20 protein-coding genes, 1 other RNA gene and 1 pseudogene are annotated in these 17101 nt (G+C 66.8%); 9 read left to right on the forward strand and 13 right to left on the reverse strand.

Features of this window, described 5'->3' with window-relative positions; translation table 11 throughout:
- The first annotated feature begins 1 nt into the window (after position 1).
- The gene (locus ACI2KI_RS01250) at positions 2 to 430 is read left to right on the forward strand and encodes a molecular chaperone DnaJ (RefSeq protein WP_313103418.1); all 429 of its coding nucleotides are present in this window, start codon (positions 2 to 4) and stop codon (positions 428 to 430) included.
- Here ACI2KI_RS01250 and parE read toward each other — a convergent pair.
- Positions 427 to 2526: a DNA topoisomerase IV subunit B gene (gene parE, locus ACI2KI_RS01255; protein WP_404617072.1), complete on the reverse strand. Its 2100-nt coding sequence runs from the start codon at positions 2524 to 2526 to the stop codon at positions 427 to 429. The genes ACI2KI_RS01250 and parE overlap by 4 nt on opposite strands.
- 155 nt (positions 2527 to 2681) lie before the next feature.
- On the opposite strand from parE, the gene ACI2KI_RS01260 reads away from it, so the two are divergent.
- Positions 2682 to 3842, forward strand: coding sequence for a low temperature requirement protein A (locus ACI2KI_RS01260; RefSeq protein WP_404617074.1), 1161 nt, complete (start codon positions 2682 to 2684; stop codon positions 3840 to 3842).
- On the opposite strand, the gene ACI2KI_RS01265 is transcribed toward ACI2KI_RS01260, so the two are convergent.
- On the reverse strand, positions 3839 to 6178 hold the full coding sequence (locus ACI2KI_RS01265) for an ATP-dependent helicase (protein ID WP_404617076.1): 2340 nt from the start codon (positions 6176 to 6178) through the stop codon (positions 3839 to 3841). The genes ACI2KI_RS01260 and ACI2KI_RS01265 overlap by 4 nt on opposite strands.
- A gap of 148 nt (positions 6179 to 6326) precedes the next feature.
- On the opposite strand from ACI2KI_RS01265, the gene ACI2KI_RS01270 reads away from it, so the two are divergent.
- Complete coding sequence (locus ACI2KI_RS01270) at positions 6327 to 6641, forward strand: hypothetical protein (protein WP_404617078.1); 315 nt, start codon at positions 6327 to 6329, stop codon at positions 6639 to 6641.
- A 1-nt stretch (position 6642) separates the two neighbouring features.
- Positions 6643 to 6981, forward strand: a pseudogene (locus tag ACI2KI_RS01275) (DUF488 domain-containing protein); the annotation flags it as partial.
- 12 nt (positions 6982 to 6993) lie between these two features.
- Here the strand turns inward: ACI2KI_RS01275 and ACI2KI_RS01280 are convergent.
- The 3 genes from ACI2KI_RS01280 to ACI2KI_RS01290 are packed head-to-tail and all read right to left on the reverse strand — an operon-like array spanning position 6994 to position 8360.
- Entirely contained in the window at positions 6994 to 7713 is a 720-nt protein-coding gene (locus ACI2KI_RS01280) for an SIMPL domain-containing protein (RefSeq protein ID WP_404617080.1), read from the reverse strand.
- Complete coding sequence (locus tag ACI2KI_RS01285) at positions 7710 to 7946, reverse strand: ribbon-helix-helix domain-containing protein (protein ID WP_105563465.1); 237 nt, start codon at positions 7944 to 7946, stop codon at positions 7710 to 7712. The genes ACI2KI_RS01280 and ACI2KI_RS01285 overlap by 4 nt, the downstream gene beginning before the upstream one ends.
- A 3-nt stretch (positions 7947 to 7949) precedes the next feature.
- Positions 7950 to 8360 carry a YbaY family lipoprotein gene (locus ACI2KI_RS01290; protein WP_404617082.1) on the reverse strand — a complete coding sequence of 137 codons (411 nt, stop codon included), beginning with the start codon at positions 8358 to 8360 and terminating at the stop codon, positions 7950 to 7952.
- Positions 8361 to 8502: 142 nt separating this feature from the next.
- Between ACI2KI_RS01290 and ACI2KI_RS01295 the strand changes: the two genes are divergently transcribed.
- Complete coding sequence (locus tag ACI2KI_RS01295; RefSeq protein WP_404617084.1) at positions 8503 to 9423, forward strand: DMT family transporter; 921 nt, start codon at positions 8503 to 8505, stop codon at positions 9421 to 9423.
- Between the two features lie 114 nt (positions 9424 to 9537).
- On the opposite strand, the gene ACI2KI_RS01300 is transcribed toward ACI2KI_RS01295, so the two are convergent.
- The gene (locus ACI2KI_RS01300) at positions 9538 to 9720 is read right to left on the reverse strand and encodes a DUF4169 family protein (protein ID WP_404617086.1); all 183 of its coding nucleotides are present in this window, start codon (positions 9718 to 9720) and stop codon (positions 9538 to 9540) included.
- Positions 9720 to 10313: a glutathione S-transferase family protein gene (locus tag ACI2KI_RS01305; RefSeq protein ID WP_404617088.1), complete on the reverse strand. Its 594-nt coding sequence runs from the start codon at positions 10311 to 10313 to the stop codon at positions 9720 to 9722. The genes ACI2KI_RS01300 and ACI2KI_RS01305 overlap by 1 nt, the downstream gene beginning before the upstream one ends.
- Before the next feature lie 87 nt (positions 10314 to 10400).
- Between ACI2KI_RS01305 and ACI2KI_RS01310 the strand changes: the two genes are divergently transcribed.
- Both ACI2KI_RS01310 and ACI2KI_RS01315 read left to right on the forward strand, forming a co-directional pair.
- On the forward strand, positions 10401 to 10634 hold the full coding sequence (locus ACI2KI_RS01310) for a DUF2171 domain-containing protein (protein ID WP_404617090.1): 234 nt from the start codon (positions 10401 to 10403) through the stop codon (positions 10632 to 10634).
- Positions 10635 to 10733: 99 nt separating this feature from the next.
- Positions 10734 to 11126: a YccF domain-containing protein gene (locus tag ACI2KI_RS01315; protein WP_404617092.1), complete on the forward strand. Its 393-nt coding sequence runs from the start codon at positions 10734 to 10736 to the stop codon at positions 11124 to 11126.
- A 6-nt stretch (positions 11127 to 11132) separates the two neighbouring features.
- Here ACI2KI_RS01315 and ACI2KI_RS01320 read toward each other — a convergent pair whose 3' ends face one another.
- Together ACI2KI_RS01320 and fumC are read right to left on the reverse strand one after the other, a co-directional pair.
- Positions 11133 to 11450 (reverse strand): hypothetical protein, encoded by a 318-nt coding sequence (locus ACI2KI_RS01320; RefSeq protein ID WP_404617094.1) that lies wholly within the window; start codon positions 11448 to 11450, stop codon positions 11133 to 11135.
- A 5-nt stretch (positions 11451 to 11455) separates the two neighbouring features.
- Positions 11456 to 12847, reverse strand: a complete 1392-nt coding sequence (gene fumC, locus ACI2KI_RS01325; RefSeq protein ID WP_404617096.1) for a class II fumarate hydratase — start codon at positions 12845 to 12847, stop codon at positions 11456 to 11458.
- 103 nt (positions 12848 to 12950) lie between these two features.
- On the opposite strand from fumC, the gene ACI2KI_RS01330 reads away from it, so the two are divergent.
- Complete coding sequence (locus ACI2KI_RS01330; protein ID WP_312064324.1) at positions 12951 to 13301, forward strand: RusA family crossover junction endodeoxyribonuclease; 351 nt, start codon at positions 12951 to 12953, stop codon at positions 13299 to 13301.
- 43 nt (positions 13302 to 13344) lie between these two features.
- On the opposite strand, the gene ACI2KI_RS01335 is transcribed toward ACI2KI_RS01330, so the two are convergent.
- The 3 genes from ACI2KI_RS01335 to ssrA form a co-directional block, all read right to left on the reverse strand.
- Positions 13345 to 13923: a hypothetical protein gene (locus tag ACI2KI_RS01335; RefSeq protein ID WP_404617098.1), complete on the reverse strand. Its 579-nt coding sequence runs from the start codon at positions 13921 to 13923 to the stop codon at positions 13345 to 13347.
- Positions 13924 to 14008: 85 nt separating this feature from the next.
- The gene (locus ACI2KI_RS01340; RefSeq protein ID WP_292082632.1) at positions 14009 to 14506 is read right to left on the reverse strand and encodes an SspB family protein; all 498 of its coding nucleotides are present in this window, start codon (positions 14504 to 14506) and stop codon (positions 14009 to 14011) included.
- 117 nt (positions 14507 to 14623) lie between these two features.
- Positions 14624 to 14991: a transfer-messenger RNA gene (ssrA, locus tag ACI2KI_RS01345) on the reverse strand.
- A 101-nt stretch (positions 14992 to 15092) separates the two neighbouring features.
- On the opposite strand from ssrA, the gene ACI2KI_RS01350 reads away from it, so the two are divergent.
- Positions 15093 to 16208 carry an exo-alpha-sialidase gene (locus ACI2KI_RS01350; protein ID WP_404617100.1) on the forward strand — a complete coding sequence of 372 codons (1116 nt, stop codon included), beginning with the start codon at positions 15093 to 15095 and terminating at the stop codon, positions 16206 to 16208.
- On the opposite strand, the gene miaA is transcribed toward ACI2KI_RS01350, so the two are convergent.
- Positions 16205 to 17077: a tRNA (adenosine(37)-N6)-dimethylallyltransferase MiaA gene (miaA, locus tag ACI2KI_RS01355; protein WP_404617102.1), complete on the reverse strand. Its 873-nt coding sequence runs from the start codon at positions 17075 to 17077 to the stop codon at positions 16205 to 16207. The two genes, ACI2KI_RS01350 and miaA, sit on opposite strands and share 4 nt — an antisense overlap.
- Between the last annotated feature and the right edge of the window lie 24 nt (positions 17078 to 17101).

Raw genomic sequence — 17101 nt, forward strand, 5'->3', positions numbered from 1 at the left:
GATGGGCCTGATCTGGCTGGCGCTGGCCGCCGTGGCGGTCTGGGCGCTGGTGCGGCTGGGCCGTCAGACCGAGCGCGCGCGGCGCGGCCACTGGCGCATTTCCGCGACCATCCTCAGCACGGCCCTGTTCGGAGGGGCGGTTCTGGCTGCGTCACGCGGGGTCTGGTTGGCGGCCGTGGGCATGGCGGGGGCCGGGCTTTGGCTGGCGGTGCAGTCGCGGGTGCGCACCGTGCCGCCGCGCGCGCCTGTGGCTGAACGGCTTTCCGAAGCCGAGGCGCGGGCCATTCTAGGCGTGTCCGCCGATGCGACGCCGCAAGAGGTTCAGGCCGCCTGGCGCCGCCTGATGGCGCGGGCGCATCCTGACCAAGGCGGGACGGAGGGGCTGGCCGCGCGCGTCAACGCCGCACGCGACCGCCTGTTGAAGTCCTAGACGTCCAGATCCGCCATGGCGAAGCGGGCGTTGTCCTGGATGAATTGATAGCGGGCCTCGGCTTTGCGGCCCATCAGGCGCTCCACCAGATCCTCGATCTCTTCCTCGCTGTCGGGCAAGGAGACGCGGGCCAGGGTCCGTTTCTTCGGATCCATGGTGGTCTCTTTCAGCTGGGAGGCCATCATCTCGCCCAGGCCCTTGAAGCGGCCGATCTCGACCTTCTTGCCCTTGAAGACGGTGGCCAGCAGCTCGTCGCGGTGAGCGTCGTCGCGGGCGTACTCCGACAAGGGGCCAGCGGAAATCCGATAGAGCGGCGGCAGGGCCATGAAGAGGCGACCCTGACGGATGGTCTCAGGCATGGAGCGGTAGAAGAAGGTGATCAACAGGGCCGCGATGTGGGCGCCATCCACGTCAGCGTCGGTCATGATGACGATGCGGTCGTAGCGCAGGTCCTCGATGTTGAAGCGGCTGCCCGGCTGGACGCCCAGGGCCAGGGCCAGATCCGACAGTTCGACGTTGGCGCGCAGCTTGTCCGCCGTGGCCGAGGCGACGTTCAGGATCTTGCCGCGCAGGGGCAGGATGGCCTGGGTGGTGCGGTCACGCGCCTGCTTGGCCGAGCCGCCGGCCGAGTCGCCTTCGACGATGAAGAGTTCGGTGCCTTCGGCGGCCTGGCGGCTGCAGTCCGACAGCTTGCCGGGCAGGCGCAGCTTGCGGGTGGCGGCGGCGCGCTGGACTTCCTTGTCCTTGCGGCGACGCAGGCGGTCCTCGGCGCGGTCGATGACGAAGCCGAGCAGGGCGTTGGCCTGCTTCGGGCTTTCGGTCAGCCAGTGGTCGAAGGGGTCGCGCAGCAGCTGTTCGGCCAGCTTCTGGCCCTCGGGCGAGGACAGGCGGTCCTTGGTCTGGCCCTGGAATTCCGGGTTGCGGATGAAGATGGAGATCAGGGCGCCGGCGTTGGCGATGACGTCCTCGGCCGTGATCTGGGCCGCGCGCTTCTCGTTGATCAGTTCGCCGTAGGCCTTGAGGCCCTTGACCAGGGCGGCGCGGAAGCCCGCCTCGTGCGTGCCGCCGTCGGGGGTCGAGACGGTGTTGCAGTAGGAGCCGATGAAGCTGTCGGCGTCGCCGAAGCCGATGGGCGACCAGGTGACGGCCCATTCCAGCGCGCCCGCCTCGCCCTTGCGCTCGGCGCGGCCGGCGAAGACGGGGGTGACGGTCTCCAGCTCGCCCACGCGCTCGGCCAGGGCGTCGGCCAGACCGCCGGGGAAATGAAGCAGGGCCTGTTCGGGCGTGGCGTCCGTGATGCGGTCCGCCGCGCAGGTCCATTTGATCTCGACGCCGCGGAACAGATAGGCCTTGGCGCGGGCCATGCGGAACAGGCGGGCGGGCTTGAAGGCCGCGCCGACGCCGAAGATCTGCTCGTCCGGCTTGAAGCGGATCAGGGTGCCCTTCTTCTTCGAGGGGCCGACCTGTTGGATGGGACCGAGGACGTGGCCGCGGCTGAAGGACTGACGCCATTCGAAGCCGTCGCGCCAGACCGTGACGTCCAGCTGTTCGGCCAGGGCGTTGACAACCGAGACGCCGACGCCGTGCAGGCCGCCGGAGGTCTCATAGGCCTTGCCCGAGAACTTGCCGCCCGAGTGCAGCACGGTCATGACCACTTCCAGCGCCGACTTGCCGGGGTGCTTGGGGTGCGGGTCGACGGGAATGCCGCGGCCGTCGTCGCGGACCGACAGGAAGCCCTCAGCGTCCAGATCGACGGTGATCAGCTTGGCGTGCTTGGCGACGGCCTCGTCCATCGCATTGTCGAGGACTTCGGCGAAGAGGTGGTGCAGGGCGCGCTCGTCGGTGCCGCCGATATACATGCCGGGGCGTTTGCGGACGGGCTCCAGCCCCTCCAGCACCTCGATCGAGGAGGCCGAATAGCCGGTGGCGGCCGCTGTCGCCGTGCTGGCGTGGCTGGCCAGTTCGATCTTGGGCTCGTGCGCGACGGGCGCCGGCGCGGGCGCGGGCGCTGCGACCGGCGCAGGAGCGGGCGCTTTTTCAGGAACGCTCGGTTGGGTGGGTTCAGCGTCGTCGAGCGTGGAGAAAAGGTCAGCCATCTACGCAGTCTGCGATGATTCGGGGACCGGACAGGTAGGCCCCGCGCCGCGCCGGGGCAAGCTTTGCGACCTTTTACACCCGCTATTCACTGATTGGCTGGACGCACAAGACCGATGGTCGCAAGCTTGACGGAAACGACGCCCCGGAGCCGACCATGAACGCCAGCCTGATGCGCGCCCGCAGGGCGGGTGAACACGCCAAGGTCGGCTTCGTCGAGCTGTTCTTCGATCTGGTCTTCGTCTTCGCCATCACCCAGGTCAGTCACCTGTTGCTGGCGCATCTGACGCCGCTGGGGGCGCTGGAGGCAGCGATCCTGCTGGCGGCGGTGTGGTGGGTGTGGATCGACACCAGTTGGATCACCAACTGGCTGGACCCTGAGCGCGGGCCGGTGCGGCTGATGCTGTTCGGCCTTATGGCGGCGGGCCTGGTCATGTCGACCTCGCTGCCGGAGGCGTTTGGCGACAAGGGGCTGACCTTCGCCTGCGCCTTCGCGGCCATTCAGGTAGGGCGCAGCCTGTTCACCCTGTGGGCCGTGCGCGGCTCGCCGATGCAGAAGGCGAATTTCCTGCGAATTTCAGCCTGGTCGCTGCTGGGTGCCATCTTCTGGATCGGCGGCGGGCTGGCGGAGGGGCAGACGCGGCTGCTGATCTGGCTGGTCGCCTTGCTGCTGGAGTTCACCGCGCCGGCGGTCGGCTACGTCGTGCCGGGACTGGGGCGCTCCAACACGGCGGAGTGGGATGTCGAGGGCGCGCATCTGGCCGAGCGAGTCGGGCTGTTCGTCATTATCTGCCTGGGCGAGTCGATCGTCGTCACCGGGGCGACATTCGCGAACCTGACCTGGACGCCGCCGGTCGTGGTCGCCTTCGCTTCTGCCCTGACCACGGCGATCACCATGTGGTGGCTGTTCTTCAACGAGGCGCACGAAGCGGCGGCAGAGACCTTTGTTCACGCCTCCGATCCCGGCGCGATCGCGCGTCGGGTCTATACCTATTGTCCGATCATCGTGGTGGCGGGGATCGTGGTGACGGCGGTCGGCGACGAGTTGGCGCTGGCGCACCCGCTGGGGGCCACGACCATGGCGACAACTGCAGTGCTGCTCGGCGGCCCGCTGCTGTTCCTGCTGGGGACCAGTCTGTCGATCCTGGCGATCTGGGGCAGGATCGCCTGGCCGCGCGTGGCGGGCATAGGCTTGCTGGCGGCGGCAGCTGGGGTCTCTCCGCTGTTGCAACCCCTGGTTCTCACTCTGGTGTCGACGGTTGTTCTGGTGCTTGCTGCGATCTGGGAGTCTGTCGAGGGCCGCGAAAAGAAGGCTTAGGAAGCTTTCTCTACGAAGCTGTCGATGACCTTTTTCTCGCCTGCCTTGTCGAAGGCGACGACCAGCTTGTTGCCCTCGATCGCGCGAACGGCGCCATAGCCGAACTTCTGATGGAAGACGCGGTCACCGCGCGACCAGTTGGAGCCGGCTTTGGGGACGGCGGTGGCGATCAGGCGGCCGTCGCCCTCGATAACCGCCTTGCGGGCAGGCGTGGATGCGGAACGCGCCGGCTGGCTGGAGGTGAAGCTCTGTGCGCGTTTCCAGCCTGGGCTCGAGTAACCGCTGCCGAAGGAGGGGGTATCGTCCCAGCGGCTCTTGGCCTCTTTCATGCCGGTCGAAGCGCCATAGTAGCCGGTGTCGGACTGCGGATCGGCGTGGGCCAGGGGCAGTTCGTCGACGAAGCGGCTGGGCAGCTGCGAGGTCCAGCGGCCATAGACCAGACGGTTGGCGGCAAAGCTGATGCGCGCGTCGCGCTTGGCGCGGGTGACGCCGACGTAGGCCAGTCGGCGTTCCTCCTCGAGGCCCTTCATGCCCTTCTCGTCGATGCTGCGCTGACTGGGGAAGACGCCTTCCTCCCAGCCCGGCAGGAAGACCAGCGGGAACTCGAGCCCCTTGGCGCCGTGCAGGGTCATGATCTGTACTGCGCCGCTTTCGGACTCGGGCGCGGCCCGGTCGAGGTCCATGACCAGTGAGACATGCTCCAGATAGGCTTGCAGCGTGTCGAACGCCTGCATGGCCTGGGTCAGTTCCTTGAGGTTGTCCAGGCGCGTCTGGCCGCTTGTGCGGTCGGCCTTCTGCATATCGGTGTAGCCGCTCTCGTCCAGCAGGGTTTCCGTCACCTGCCAGTGGGGCGTGCCCATGCTAGCCAGATCGCGCCAGCGGTCGAGGTCGCGCACGAAGTTGGCCAGGGGCGTGCGAGTGCGGGCCTGAAGCTCGTCGGTCGTGATCAGATGGCGGACCGCCTGCATGGCCGAGACGCCGTTCTCGCGGGCGATGTGCAGGATCTTCTGAACGCTGGTGTCGCCGATGCCGCGCTTGGGCACATTGACGATGCGCTCAAAGGCCAGATCGTCGTCCTCGGACTGGATCAGGCGCAGATAGGCGTGGGCGTCGCGGATCTCGGCGCGCTCGAAGAAGCGGGGGCCGCCGATGACCTGATAGGGGACGGCCAGCATGACAAAGCGTTCTTCGAAGGCCCGCATCTGGAAGGAGGCGCGGACCAGGACGGCCATGTCCCTGTACTTCATGCCCTGCTTGCGGGCGGTTTCAATCTCGTCGGCGATCAGGCGGGCCTCGGCCTCGCCGTCCCAGACGCCGCGCACGCGCACCTTGTCGCCGCTGTCGTCCTCGGTCCACAGGGTCTTGCCCAGTCGGTCCTGATTGGTCGAGATGAGAGCCGAGGCGGCGCCCAGAATATGCTTGGTCGAGCGGTAGTTACGCTCCAGCTTGACGATCTTCGCGCCGGGGAAGTCGCGCTCGAAGCGCAGGATGTTGTCCACCTCGGCCCCGCGCCAGCCGTAGATCGACTGATCATCGTCGCCGACGCAGCAGACATTGCCGGTCGAGGAAGTCAGCAGCCGCAGCCACAGGTACTGGGCGACGTTGGTGTCCTGATACTCGTCCACCAGGATGTAGCGGAAGCGACGACGATATTCCTCAGCCAGATCAGCGTGCTGCGACAGGATGGTGAGGTTGTGCAGCAGCAGGTCGCCGAAGTCGCAGGCGTTCAGCGTGGCCAGCCGCCTCTGATAGGCGGCATAGAGGGCGTGGCCCTTGCCGTCGGCGAAGTCCTCGCTCGGCGGCAGCTTCTCGGGCGTCCAGCCGCGGTTCTTCCAATGGTCGATCAGGTGGGCCAGCGACTTGGGCGTGTGCTTCTTGGTGTCGATATTGGCCGCTTCCAGCAGCTGTTTCAGCAGCCGCTCCTGATCGTCGGTATCGAGGATGGTGAAGCTGGACTTCAGCCCGACCAATTCCGAATGGCGGCGCAGGATCTGGGCCGCGACCGAGTGGAAGGTGCCGAGCCAGCGCAGGCCCTCGGCCGAGGGGCCTATCAAGTGGGTGATGCGCTCGCGCATCTCGCGCGCGGCCTTGTTGGTGAAGGTGACGACCAGCAGTTCCCAGGGCTTGGCCCGGCCCGTGGCCAGGATATGGGCCAGACGGGTGGTCAGGACGCGGGTCTTGCCGGTGCCGGCGCCGGCGAGGACCAGGACCGGCCCCTCGGTCGTTTCGACCGCCAGCCTCTGTTCGGGGTTCAGACCGGACAGGTAATCGGCCGCGCCTTGCGGCGACTGGCCGCGCGCGAGGTCGGAAATGCGGGGGGCGGGCAGGTCGGTCACTGGATAAGCGGCTCACGCAAGGCGGATTCGGAGGAGAACATAAGCAGCACAGAGGCCAAAGTCAGGCCCCGATGGAAAATGGCTTTCGGGAACCGCCAAGCCTGACCGCCGTTCATTCGGCCTTAGCGAAGCGATGAGGAGCCTGCGAATGACGGATCCCAATGTCCCGCCGCCGGAACGCGTCGTGCATCAGACGACGATCAACACCGCGAGCCCTGAACGAAAGGGCGGAGGCGGGCTGCTTGCTTTCATTATCGGGGGGCTGGTCGTGGCTGTCGCAGTGATCGGCTGGTTCCTCTACTCGGGCGGGAACCCGCCCGCCGCGCCGGAAGCGCCAGAGGTCAACCTGGACATCAATGTCCCGGCGCCCAAGCTGCCGGAAGCGCCGCGCCTGCCGGATGTGCCGCGACCGGCCGAGCCGCCGACCGTGACCGCGCCGAGCAGCCCGGAACCGCAGGGGTGACGTGCCCGCCAGCCTAGTCATCCTGAAACGGGCCTATGAAGCCGCCTCGCCTGACGACGGGCGGCGCGTGCTGGTCGATCGCCTGTGGCCGCGCGGCGTCAACAAGGAGAAGGCGGCGGTCGATCTGTGGCTGAAGGAGGTCGCGCCCAGCACAGCCCTGCGCCAATGGTTCGGCCATGATCCCAAGCGGTGGGACGAGTTCCGGCGGCGCTATCGCGCCGAACTTGCCCCCAACGACGAAGCGGTCGAGCAACTGAGGGACGTGATCCGCAAGGGCAGGACCACTCTGGTCTATGGCGCGCGGGACGAGGCGCACAATGACGCCGTGGTGCGGGCGGACTATCTGGCCGGGTTATTTCAGCCGATAGCTGATGGTGGTGACGACGCGGACCTTCTTGTTCAGCGAGGTCGCTTCGTCGCCGAAACTGTCGCGTGGCAGGATTTCGAACGAGCCTTGACCGGCCGACTTGATTGGACCCAAGGGCGCGCCGGAGTCCTTGGCGAACTGGACGGCGCCGGTGCGGGCGGCGGCCGTGGCCTCGGCGATCATGGCGGGACGCACGTCGTTGAGCTTGGTGAAGATGTAGGACGGCCCCTGGAAGTCCTGCAGCACCACGCCTTGACGCACCAGGTCATTCAGGTTGCGGGTGGTGGTCTGGACCCGATCCACGTCATTGGTGCGCACGATCACCGTCTGGGTCAGGATGAAGCGCGGGCCGCCGGTCTGGCTGGCGTATTCGCGTGAGCGGGTGTCGGCGACGCCGAGCTGGCCCAGATCGACGGCGGTGTCGGGATAGCCCTGGGCCTTGAGGAACTGGCGCACGATGGCCAGGTCGCCGTCGATGCGGGCCTGGACCTCGGACAGGACGTCGCCCGAGGCGGTGAAGCGGATTGGCAGGACGGCCAGATCGGCCTTCACGTCCTTTTCCGCCAGACCGCGCACGGTGACGGAGCGGTCGCCGGCGCGGGCGTTGACCACGCCCTGACCGATCAGGGCGCCGCCACCGATCAGGCCGACAGCCAGAAGGCCGCCGAAGACGGCGGCGGGGATCAGGCGGCTGTCCGTGGTCATGCGTCTTCTCCGGCGAAGCTGCGGTCGCCGCCGGCCCACTGCAAGGCCAGAACCCGGCAGGCCGAGGCGAGGGGACGACGGCCGCGCCAGGCGTCGATACGGATCAACAGAGCGGCGCGGCCGAGGTTCAGTTCAGCCCCGATAGCGTCCAGCACGGCCCAGAACTCCGGCTCCAGCGCCACCGAGGTGGCGTGGCCGGACAGCAGGACGGATCGCTTGGCGAGGCTGCTCACGGTTTAACGGACGCCGACCATCATGATGTTCGCCGTATTGGGCGCGCCGTTGGTCAGGACCGAATGGCGGGTGTCGGTGGTGAAGCGCAGGGCGCCGGCCGGGTCACGGATCTCGGCGCGGACGGCATAGGTGTGGCGTGGATCGATCCGCGCGTTCGGCACCGACAGGGTGACGGCGTAGGGTGGGGCGCGGCCTTCCAGAGGCATCGTCGTTTCGGCCATGACGCGGGCGGGGGCGTCCATCAGGCTGACATCCTCGACCTTGACCGTCAGCACATGGCCGGGCGGCAGCATGATACGCTCGCGATAGGCGGCGGTGACGTCGACCTGGGTCGTGGCGCTCTCGGCGCCCGGCATGCTGGAACAGGCGGCGACCACGAGGGCGAGCGGGGCGATCAGCGGGAGGAAGCGCATGACGGAGTGTCCTTTGAGGGTGTAGCTTAGCAGAACGCCCAATGAAGGCATAAGGCTGCAAGATCATGGCGGCGCCGTTCGAAAACCGATGATAACGGGGGTTCCGGTTTCGTTTCCGTTGAGTCGCCTTGAGGCCCCGCCTGTGACCCAGTCTGCAAAAAGCTCTCTGTCTCCGGCTGCTCTGGCAATCGGCGGGATCGGCGTCTGCGCCCTGATCTGGGGCACGACCTGGTATGCGATCACCTTCCAGCTGGGCGCGGTCGATGCGGTGGTGTCGGTGGTGATGCGTTTCGCTATCGCCGCCGTGGTGCTGGCCCTGGTGGTCAAGGCGACGGGCGGGCGGCTGGCCATGACGCGGCCGCAGCACCTGATGGCCATGGGGCAGGGGCTGTTCTCGTTCGCGATCAGCTACGCCTTCGTCTATGCCTCGGAGGAGAAGATCGCCTCGGCCGTGGTGGCGGTGATCTTCGCTGCCCTGGCCTTCCTCAACCTGATCCTGTTCCGCGTGGCCTCCAAGCAGAAGGCAGCGCCGGCGGCCTGGCTGGGTGCGGGCATGGGGGTGATCGGGGTGGCGGTCCTGTCGGGCGGCGAGGTCATGGGCGCGGGCTTGGGCCTGCACGCGGTCGAGGGCGTGACCTTCGCCGTCATCGCCGTGGTGGCCTCGGCCTTCGGCAACTGGTTCGCCTGGAAGGGGCAGCAGGCGGGGGCTCAGGTCCTGCCCGGCACGGCCTGGGCCATGGCCTACGGCACGGGGGCGCTGGCGCTCTATGGCCTGGCGACCGGGGTGTCGTGGTCGGTGGCGTGGAGCCCGGCCTATGTCATCTCGCTACTGTATCTGTCGCTGTTTGGCTCGGTGATCGCCTTTGGCCTGTACTTCACCATCGCCCGCGCGCGCGGCTATGCGCTGGCCAGCTATATCTCGGCGCTGACGCCGCCGATCGCCATGCTGGTGTCGGTGCTGTTCGAAGGGGCGAAGTTCGGCTGGATCGCCTTTGTCGGGCTGGCGCTGGTGCTGGCGGGGCAGTTGTTCCTGATCCGGGCGCCGAAGCGGTCGGCGGCCTAGGCGAAGCGTCATCCCGAAAGCCCGTAGGGCTATCCGGGACCGCATCAAGCGGCGGCGTCTGTGGCGGTCCCGGCTCTTCGCTACGCTACGGCCGGGATGACGGGAGGAGAGGGTCTACTCCGGCTCGTCCAGCTTGTGGCCGTCCAGGCGCGCGGCGTCGCGGTCGCGCTCTTTCTGCGTCGTCAGGCGTTCGGACTTGGTGCGGCCGAAGGCGGTGCGGTTGGCGTCGGCCGCGCGCTTGGCGTCAGCCTTGTCGCGGGCCTTGCGCGCCTTGTTCAGATTGACGACCTCGCCCATCAGACGTGGCCCTCGGGGCTGTCCTTGGCCCAGGCGCGCTTGAGGGCCGGACGACCGCCGATGCGCTGGGCATAGGCGTCATAGGGTTCTCCCGGCGGCATGGCGCCCCGGAACCATTGCAGCAGGCTGCCGAACAGGATGTCGAGCGCCGAGAACTCGCCCAGGATGTAGCCGCCGTCCTTGATGGCGGCGCGCCAGCGCTGGTCCAGAGCAGCGTACCCGGCCTTCCTCAGATCATTCCAGCTATCGGGCGGGCCGGAGGTTAGGACGCTTTCCAGCACATTGTTGTAGAGGCCCAGCCACGACAGATACTCGGCGCGGCGGGGATCATTGGGGCTGGGCGCCATCTTCGCCGCGGGGAAGCGGTCGGTCAGGAAGAGGAAGATCAGCACCGACTCGATCAGCAACTGGCCGTCGACGCTGACGGCGGGCGCCTGCTTCAGCGGGTGGGGGTTGGTCGGATCGGCGTGGCCGTGGCCGCCCTGTCGCTCAATGTCGACGTAGTGGATGTCATAGTCGGCGCCCAATTCCTCCAGCAGCCAGAGCAGGCGCGTGGAGCGGGACTGGGGCGCGTGATGGACGGTCAGCGACATCGTGAACTCCCTTGGACGGCGATTGTGATGAACCCGTTCGTGGCGCGGGCCGTTTCACCCTGACCTCGAACAGCAATGGAGAGCGTCATGATAGACACCTCGATGATCAAGGAACATCTGGAAGTCGTCGGTTCGGACGGCAAGCATGTCGGTCGCGTGGACCATGTGATGGGCGATCAGATCGAGCTGGCAAAGATGGACCTCGGCTCCGGCCTGAAGCATCACATGATCCCGGTCAGCTGGGTCGATCATGTCGACGAGCACGTTCACCTGAGCATGACCAAGGATGAAGCCAAGGCGCGCTGGGTCGTGAAGCACTAGGCTTCGCCTTACCGCGAATTCACCCGGGCCCCGCTGTCACAGGCGGGGCCTTTGGCCATATCAGGGACGTTGCGCCGCGTGGCGCATGGGGAGACGACCTTGATCCGACTGATCCTGAACCTGCTGTGGTTCGTCCTGGGCGGCTTCGCCTCGGGTGTGGCCTGGTTGTTCGGCGGGCTGTTGCTGGCCCTGACGGTGGTGGGCCTGCCGTGGGCGTTTTCGGCCTGGCGGATCGCCAGCTATTCCTTCTGGCCGTTCGGGCGAGAGATCGTCTGGCGTGAGCCCAACCCGGCCGATCTGGGCGTCGGCTGTCTGGGCGTCGGGCTGAACGTGATCTGGCTGGTGCTGGCCGGCTGGTACATCGCCCTGGCCCATATCCTGATCGCTGTGCCGCAGTTCGTCAGCCTGATCGGCATCCCGTTTGCGCTGAAGAACGTCGAACTGGCCAAGCTGTCGCTGGCGCCGGTAGGGCGGTCGATCAGGGACAGGTAGCCGTGGCTACTGGGTGATCCAGACCTCTTTGATCTTGCAGTCGCGGACACCGACCGTGGCGTGCGCGGTGCCGCCGGGCATCACGTGGGGCAGCGGGTAGAAGGCGATGATAACGTCCTGATACTGAGTGGAAGCCAGCTTACCGGGCGGGACGAACCACGGATAGCGCTCTTTAATGGCCGTAGAAGCGATCTCGTCGTAGTCGCAGGTGTCTTGCAACATCGGCCATGCCCTGTCGCTGCCTTGCGGCTTCGGCCACGTCCCATCGCAACCGCTCAGACCGATAGCGGCGACAGTTGCGATGAGGACGTGGCGTTTGCTCATGATCCTCAGCCCGGCGAGATCATCTTCTCGGGGCGGACGGCTTCGTCGAACTCGGCGTCTGTCAGGTAGCCGCCGCCGACGGTTTCCTGACGCAGGGTGGTGCCGTTCTTATGGGCGGTCTTGGCGATCTTGGCGCAGGTGTCGTAGCCCAGCTTGCCGTTCAGGGCGGTGACCAGCATCAGCGAGTTGTTCAGGCCGCGCTCGATGTTGTCCTCGCGGGCTTCGATGCCGACGACGCAGTTGTCGGTGAAGCTGATGGCGGCGTCGGCGACCAGGCGGACCGACTGCAGGAAGTTGTAGGCCATGACCGGGTTGTAGACGTTCAGCTCGAAGTGGCCTTGCGAACCGGCGAACGACAGGGCGGCGTTGTTGCCGAACACCTGGGCGCAGACCTGGGTCAGGGCTTCGCACTGGGTCGGGTTGACCTTGCCCGGCATGATCGACGAGCCCGGCTCGTTTTCCGGCAGGGCCAGTTCGCCCAGACCCGAACGCGGGCCGGAGCCGAGGAAGCGGATGTCGTTGGCGATCTTGAACAGCGAGGCGGCCACCGTGTTGATGGCGCCGTGGCTGAAGACCATGGCGTCGTGGGCGGCCAGGGCCTCGAACTTGTTCGGGGCGGTGGTGAAGGCCAGGCCCGTGATGGCGGCGATGTTCTCTGCGACCTTTTCGGCAAAGCCGACCGGGGCGTTCAGACCGGTGCCGACGGCGGTGCCGCCCTGGGCCAGTTCCATCAGCTTGGGCAGGGTCTGCTCGATGCGCTCGATGCCGTTGGCGACCTGTTGGGCATAGCCGCCGAACTCCTGACCCAGGGTCAGGGGCGTGGCGTCCTGGGTGTGGGTGCGGCCGATCTTGATGATGTGGGCCCAGGCCTTGGACTTGGCGTCCAGGGCGGCGTGGAGGTGCTTCAGCGCGGGCAGCAGGTCGTTGACCACCTGCTCGGCGCAGGCGACGTGCATGGCCGTCGGATAGGTGTCGTTGGACGACTGGCTCATGTTGACGTGGTCGTTGGGGTGGACCGGCGTCTTGGAGCCCATCTCGCCGCCCAGCATCTCGATGGCGCGGTTCGAGATCACCTCGTTGGCGTTCATGTTCGACTGGGTGCCCGACCCCGTCTGCCAGACGACCAGCGGGAAGTGGTCGTTCAGCTTGCCTTCGATCACTTCATTGGCGGCGGCGATGATGGCCTCGGCCAGCTTGGCGTCCAGCTTGCCCAGATCGCGGTTGGTCTCGGCGGCGGCGCGCTTGACGATGCCCAGGGCCCGGACGACCGGCAGGGGCTGCTTTTCCCAGCCGATCTTGAAGTTGCCGAGCGAGCGCTGCGCCTGAGCGCCCCAGTAGCGATCAGCGGCGACCTCGATGGGGCCGAAGGTGTCGGTTTCAATGCGGACGTTGCTCATCGCGGGCTCGTTCTCAGACGTGGCGGGAAGATGCCGGGCGGTGTAGCACGCGGACACGACGGGGCAAGGCGGCCCGACCATTGGCTAAGGGAGCAAGGCGCGCGTGGAAGGCTGGATCGGCACGGGAAAGGTGCGCGGACGCGAGGTCGGCGACACGGTGGAAATCACCATCGACGGCCTGACTACCCAGGCCAAATACTACAAGCCGCTGGCCTATGAATTCTTCCGCAAGGAGTGGAGCGCCCGCCCGGCGTGGGGTGATTATGTCGTTGAGATCACCATGGAGCACGTCGGGGACGCGCCGTGGATGGACCTGGACAACCTAGCCAAGGCCCTGCTGGACGCCATCAAGGGCTATCTGTTCCACGACGACAGCCAGGTCGCGCGCCTGCTGGTCGAGCGCCATGAAGGCGAGCGCGAACGGATCATGATCCGGGTCTTCCCGAGGCGGTAGGGGTGTCAGCACGGGCGTTGGCACGCGGCATCGAGGCAGAGTCTTAGTTCTGCATTTCGTACGTCGTCGTCACCAAGACCTGGACGCGGTCTAGCCTCTCGCCCGGCCGTTTCGCCCGACTGACGACTGCTGACAGGGACGGATCGGTCCGGTTCCTGAACGTGGTCGCCGCCATGTCGCGCCGCTCGGTCTGCCGAACCGTTTCCCAGCGGCTGGCGAAGGCTGCTGACGTCAGGACGGCTTCCACCACGGGCTGCAGATCGACATTCCCGCCGCCGGTGATGTGGCACATGGGGGCTTGGTCCGAGACGACTAGGATATAGCCGGCGGTCTCGGTCGAGTTGATGCGCCAGTAGCGGTTCCCGCGGCGCAAGGCCGGAGGCGGGAGCGACGCCTCATCGACTTTAGCAACCAGCCCCATCGTGTCGCCCAAGCCTACCGTTGCGATGAAGGGAGCGGGGCCGTTGATCCAGCTTTCTGGGTTTAGAATCCATTCCTCACAGCCACGCAGGGCGCCAGAGAAGCCTTGCTCCAAAGCTGGTTGCGCGTCGGCAACCGAAGCAGAACACACAGCGAGTGCTGCAATGGAGACCGCGAGGGTTGTGATGGCTGAAGACCGCATACCTCACCGTGCGGCGCTGACCTTCCGCTGTCCATCCTTCGCGGACGCGCAATGCGTCCGGCGATGAGGGTGGTGCCCTCCGCGCCTACTTCTTCCGGAACTGGTCCAGCGAGACGACCTTGGGGCCGTCGTCGTCGCCCGAGGGAGGCGGTGCGGCGTTCGGATCGCGGGCAGGGGGCGTGAGCGGCGCAACCTCGGCCTCGACGATCTCGGGCTCTTCGAACTGCAGCAGGAACTGGACGCTGGGGTCGTAGAAGCGGGTCACGGCCGAATAGGGCATGGCCAGGACCTTGGGCATGCCGCCGAACTTCAGCATCACCGAGAAGCGATCGTGCTGGACCTCAAGGTCCCAGTACTGGTGCTGCAGGACGATGGTCATCTCGTCCGGGTACTTGGCCAGGACGTCCGGCGGCACCGAGACGCCCGGCGCGCGAGTCTTGAACGTGATGTAGAAGTGGTGCGCACCGGGAATGCCGGCCGGCTGGGCCGCGCGTTCCAGCGCGGAACGGATCACGCCGCGCAGGGCGTCCTGGGCGAGTTGCTCGTAGTGCATCTCGTCGACCGGGGGAGATTGATCCGTCATCAGGGGCCTCGAAACTGGGAACGGGCGACTGTTACCCGCGACAGGCGAGTGACGGAAGATGCCGATTGAGGAAAGCGCCGGGATTCTGGCGCCAGGCTCTCGCAATGTCTCTGAGGAAGTGGAGGGCTTCTGTTGCCAGGCGCCCTCCGGGCCCCGCCTGAGGATCTGAACCCCCAGGACTTAAGTGTTCGAAATCAACCGAACCGCATTACGCGGCGAGGCGGACTTCTCCAGCGAAGTTATCGTTCGCAGTTAGAATATGGCCCGATACGGTGGGCCAGGACGAGCGAAAGCATCTTCTTTACACGTCCGTCGATGCTAGTCGGCCCCATGCTGCCTCCGCCGATAACGCGGGGAAGAAGTTGGTGGAGCCGCCGGGAATCGCACCCGGGTCCGGTCCGCTTATTACAAGCGCGTTTATCGCCATAGTCCGGGCGAACCCGAACAGCTTCGATATAGGGCCTCCTGCGGCCGTATCCAAGAGGGATGGCGGCGGAGTGTCTGGATTCTCAGTCGAAATGTCGCTGGCCACGTCGATTGACACCGGTGGACATCATCGTGAGCATGGATCACGGGAGGATGGTGCATGGCTGAGATCACACGCAGGCGATTGGGGCTTGGCCTGGGAGTCGGTTTGGGGGCAGGTCTGGCGACGACCGCTGTCGCCGCCGGGGAGAGGGGGGGCGAAAAGTCGCTCGCTGTCGTTCGCTCGAGCTTCATCTACGAGCAGGCGCCCTATCCGCAGTGCCATGCCTCGACCATCGTGGAGACCACGGGCGGCGTCATGGCGGCGGCCTGGTTCGGCGGGACGCATGAGAAGCACCCTGACGTCTGCATCTGGTTCGCGCGCTTTGAGGACGGCGTCTGGAGCGAGGGCGCTCAGGTCGCCGATGGCGTGCAAGCGGACGGCTCGCGACATCCGACCTGGAACCCGGTCCTGTTCCAGCCCCCTCAGGGCGATCTGATCCTGTTCTACAAGGTCGGTCCCGACCCCTTCAGCTGGTGGGGCATGATGATGACCTCGCCGGACGGAGGCCGCACATGGTCGTCGCCGCGTCGTTTGCCTGACGGCGTGCTCGGACCGATCAAGAACAAGCCGGTCGTGCTGGCCGACGGAACCTGGTTGTCCCCGTCGAGCACCGAGGCGGGCGAAGGCATGGGCGCCGCTGCCGGCGCGGGCTGGCGGCTGCACTTCGAGATCAGCACGGATCAGGGACGTCGCTGGACCCTGACCGATCCGGTCGCCTCGCCGTTGAACATCGACGCCATACAGCCCAGCATCCTGATCCATCCGGACGGCACCTTGCAGGCCGTGGCGCGGGCGCGTCAGGGGGCGCTGGCGTCCAGCTGGTCACGCGACGGCGGACGGACGTGGAGCGCCATAGGGGCTGTCGATCTGCCCAATCCCAATTCGGGAACGGACGCCTCGACCCTCCAGGACGGGCGTCATCTGATGATCTACAATCACGCGGGGCATGAGCCGGATCGACCGGGGCGAGGGCCGCGCTATCCGCTGAATGTCGGTCTGTCGGCCGACGGTCTGTCGTGGCGAAACGTGCTGACGCTGGAGAGCGAGCCCCTGACGCATGGCTACGCCTATCCGGCCGTGGTCCAAGCCTCGAACGGGCTGGTGCATGTCACCTATACGCACGACCGGACCCGCATCCGGCACGTAGTTCTCGACCCGTCGCGACTGGCCTAGGCGCGCGCCCAGTCAGGCGTCTGGTTGCGGAACCAGGTCAGTTGGCGCTTGGCGTAGTTGCGGGTGGCCTGGCGCGTCAGCTCCATGGCCTGTTTCAGCGAGGTCTCGCCAGCCAGGTGGGCCATCAGTTCCCGCACTCCGACGGCCTTCATGGCGGGAAGGTCCGGATCGAGACGACGGTCGGCGAGAGCCTTCACTTCGTCCAGCGCGCCCTGTTCGATCATTTGGGCGACCCTGAGATCGCATGAGGCGTAGAGCCGCTTGCGATCCGGCTCCAGCACCAGGCCCTTCCAGTCGCCGGGCGCCAGCAGGGGTTTGGTGTCGGCTTTCCAGGCGCTTAACGAACGGCCGGTCGCCTGGGCCACGGCCAGGGCGCGGATCAGACGCTGGCGGTCGCCGGGGGTGATGGCGGCGGCGGATGCGGGATCGACCTTGGCCAGACGGCGGCGGAAGGCCGCTTCGCCTTCAAGGTCATAGGAGGCCTGAACCGTATCGCGCAGCTCGTCCGGCACGGCGGGGATGTCGGCCAGGCCGCGCGTCAGGGCGTTGAAATAGAGGCCGGTGCCGCCGACCAGCAGGGCCGGGCGGTCCTGCGCCGCCAGTTCCTCCAGCAAGGGCACGACGGCGCGGGTCCAGCGGCCGACCGACCATGATTCAGCGGCGTCGGCCACGCCATAGAGACGGTGTTCGGCGTGGTCTTCCTCGTCGACCGACGGGCGGGCGCTGAGGACGCGCAGGTCGGCGTAGAGCTGCTGGCTGTCGGCGTTGATGACGACGGCGCCCGTTTTCTCCGCCATTTCCAGCGCCAGACGCGACTTGCCCGAGGCGGTGGGGCCAGCGATCAGGGTGAGGCGGGGCGTTTTGGTCAAAGGAACAGGCTCGCGAACAGGACC

The organism is Brevundimonas sp. NPDC046655, from assembly GCF_044901625.1.
Taxonomy (GTDB): Bacteria; Pseudomonadota; Alphaproteobacteria; order Caulobacterales; family Caulobacteraceae; genus Brevundimonas.

Coding starts and splice junctions, on each gene's coding strand:
- ACI2KI_RS01250 (WP_313103418.1), top strand. CDS start 2: ATGGGCCTGATCTGGCTGGCGCTGGCCGCCGTGGCGGTCTGGGCGCTG.
- parE (WP_404617072.1), bottom strand. CDS start 2,526: ATGGCTGACCTTTTCTCCACGCTCGACGACGCTGAACCCACCCAACCG.
- ACI2KI_RS01260 (WP_404617074.1), top strand. CDS start 2,682: ATGAACGCCAGCCTGATGCGCGCCCGCAGGGCGGGTGAACACGCCAAG.
- ACI2KI_RS01270 (WP_404617078.1), top strand. CDS start 6,327: ATGACGGATCCCAATGTCCCGCCGCCGGAACGCGTCGTGCATCAGACG.
- ACI2KI_RS01280 (WP_404617080.1), bottom strand. CDS start 7,713: ATGACCACGGACAGCCGCCTGATCCCCGCCGCCGTCTTCGGCGGCCTT.
- ACI2KI_RS01290 (WP_404617082.1), bottom strand. CDS start 8,360: ATGCGCTTCCTCCCGCTGATCGCCCCGCTCGCCCTCGTGGTCGCCGCC.
- ACI2KI_RS01300 (WP_404617086.1), bottom strand. CDS start 9,720: ATGGGCGAGGTCGTCAATCTGAACAAGGCGCGCAAGGCCCGCGACAAG.
- ACI2KI_RS01305 (WP_404617088.1), bottom strand. CDS start 10,313: ATGTCGCTGACCGTCCATCACGCGCCCCAGTCCCGCTCCACGCGCCTG.
- ACI2KI_RS01310 (WP_404617090.1), top strand. CDS start 10,401: ATGATAGACACCTCGATGATCAAGGAACATCTGGAAGTCGTCGGTTCG.
- ACI2KI_RS01320 (WP_404617094.1), bottom strand. CDS start 11,450: ATGAGCAAACGCCACGTCCTCATCGCAACTGTCGCCGCTATCGGTCTG.
- fumC (WP_404617096.1), bottom strand. CDS start 12,847: ATGAGCAACGTCCGCATTGAAACCGACACCTTCGGCCCCATCGAGGTC.
- ACI2KI_RS01335 (WP_404617098.1), bottom strand. CDS start 13,923: ATGCGGTCTTCAGCCATCACAACCCTCGCGGTCTCCATTGCAGCACTC.
- ACI2KI_RS01340 (WP_292082632.1), bottom strand. CDS start 14,506: ATGACGGATCAATCTCCCCCGGTCGACGAGATGCACTACGAGCAACTC.
- ACI2KI_RS01350 (WP_404617100.1), top strand. CDS start 15,093: ATGGCTGAGATCACACGCAGGCGATTGGGGCTTGGCCTGGGAGTCGGT.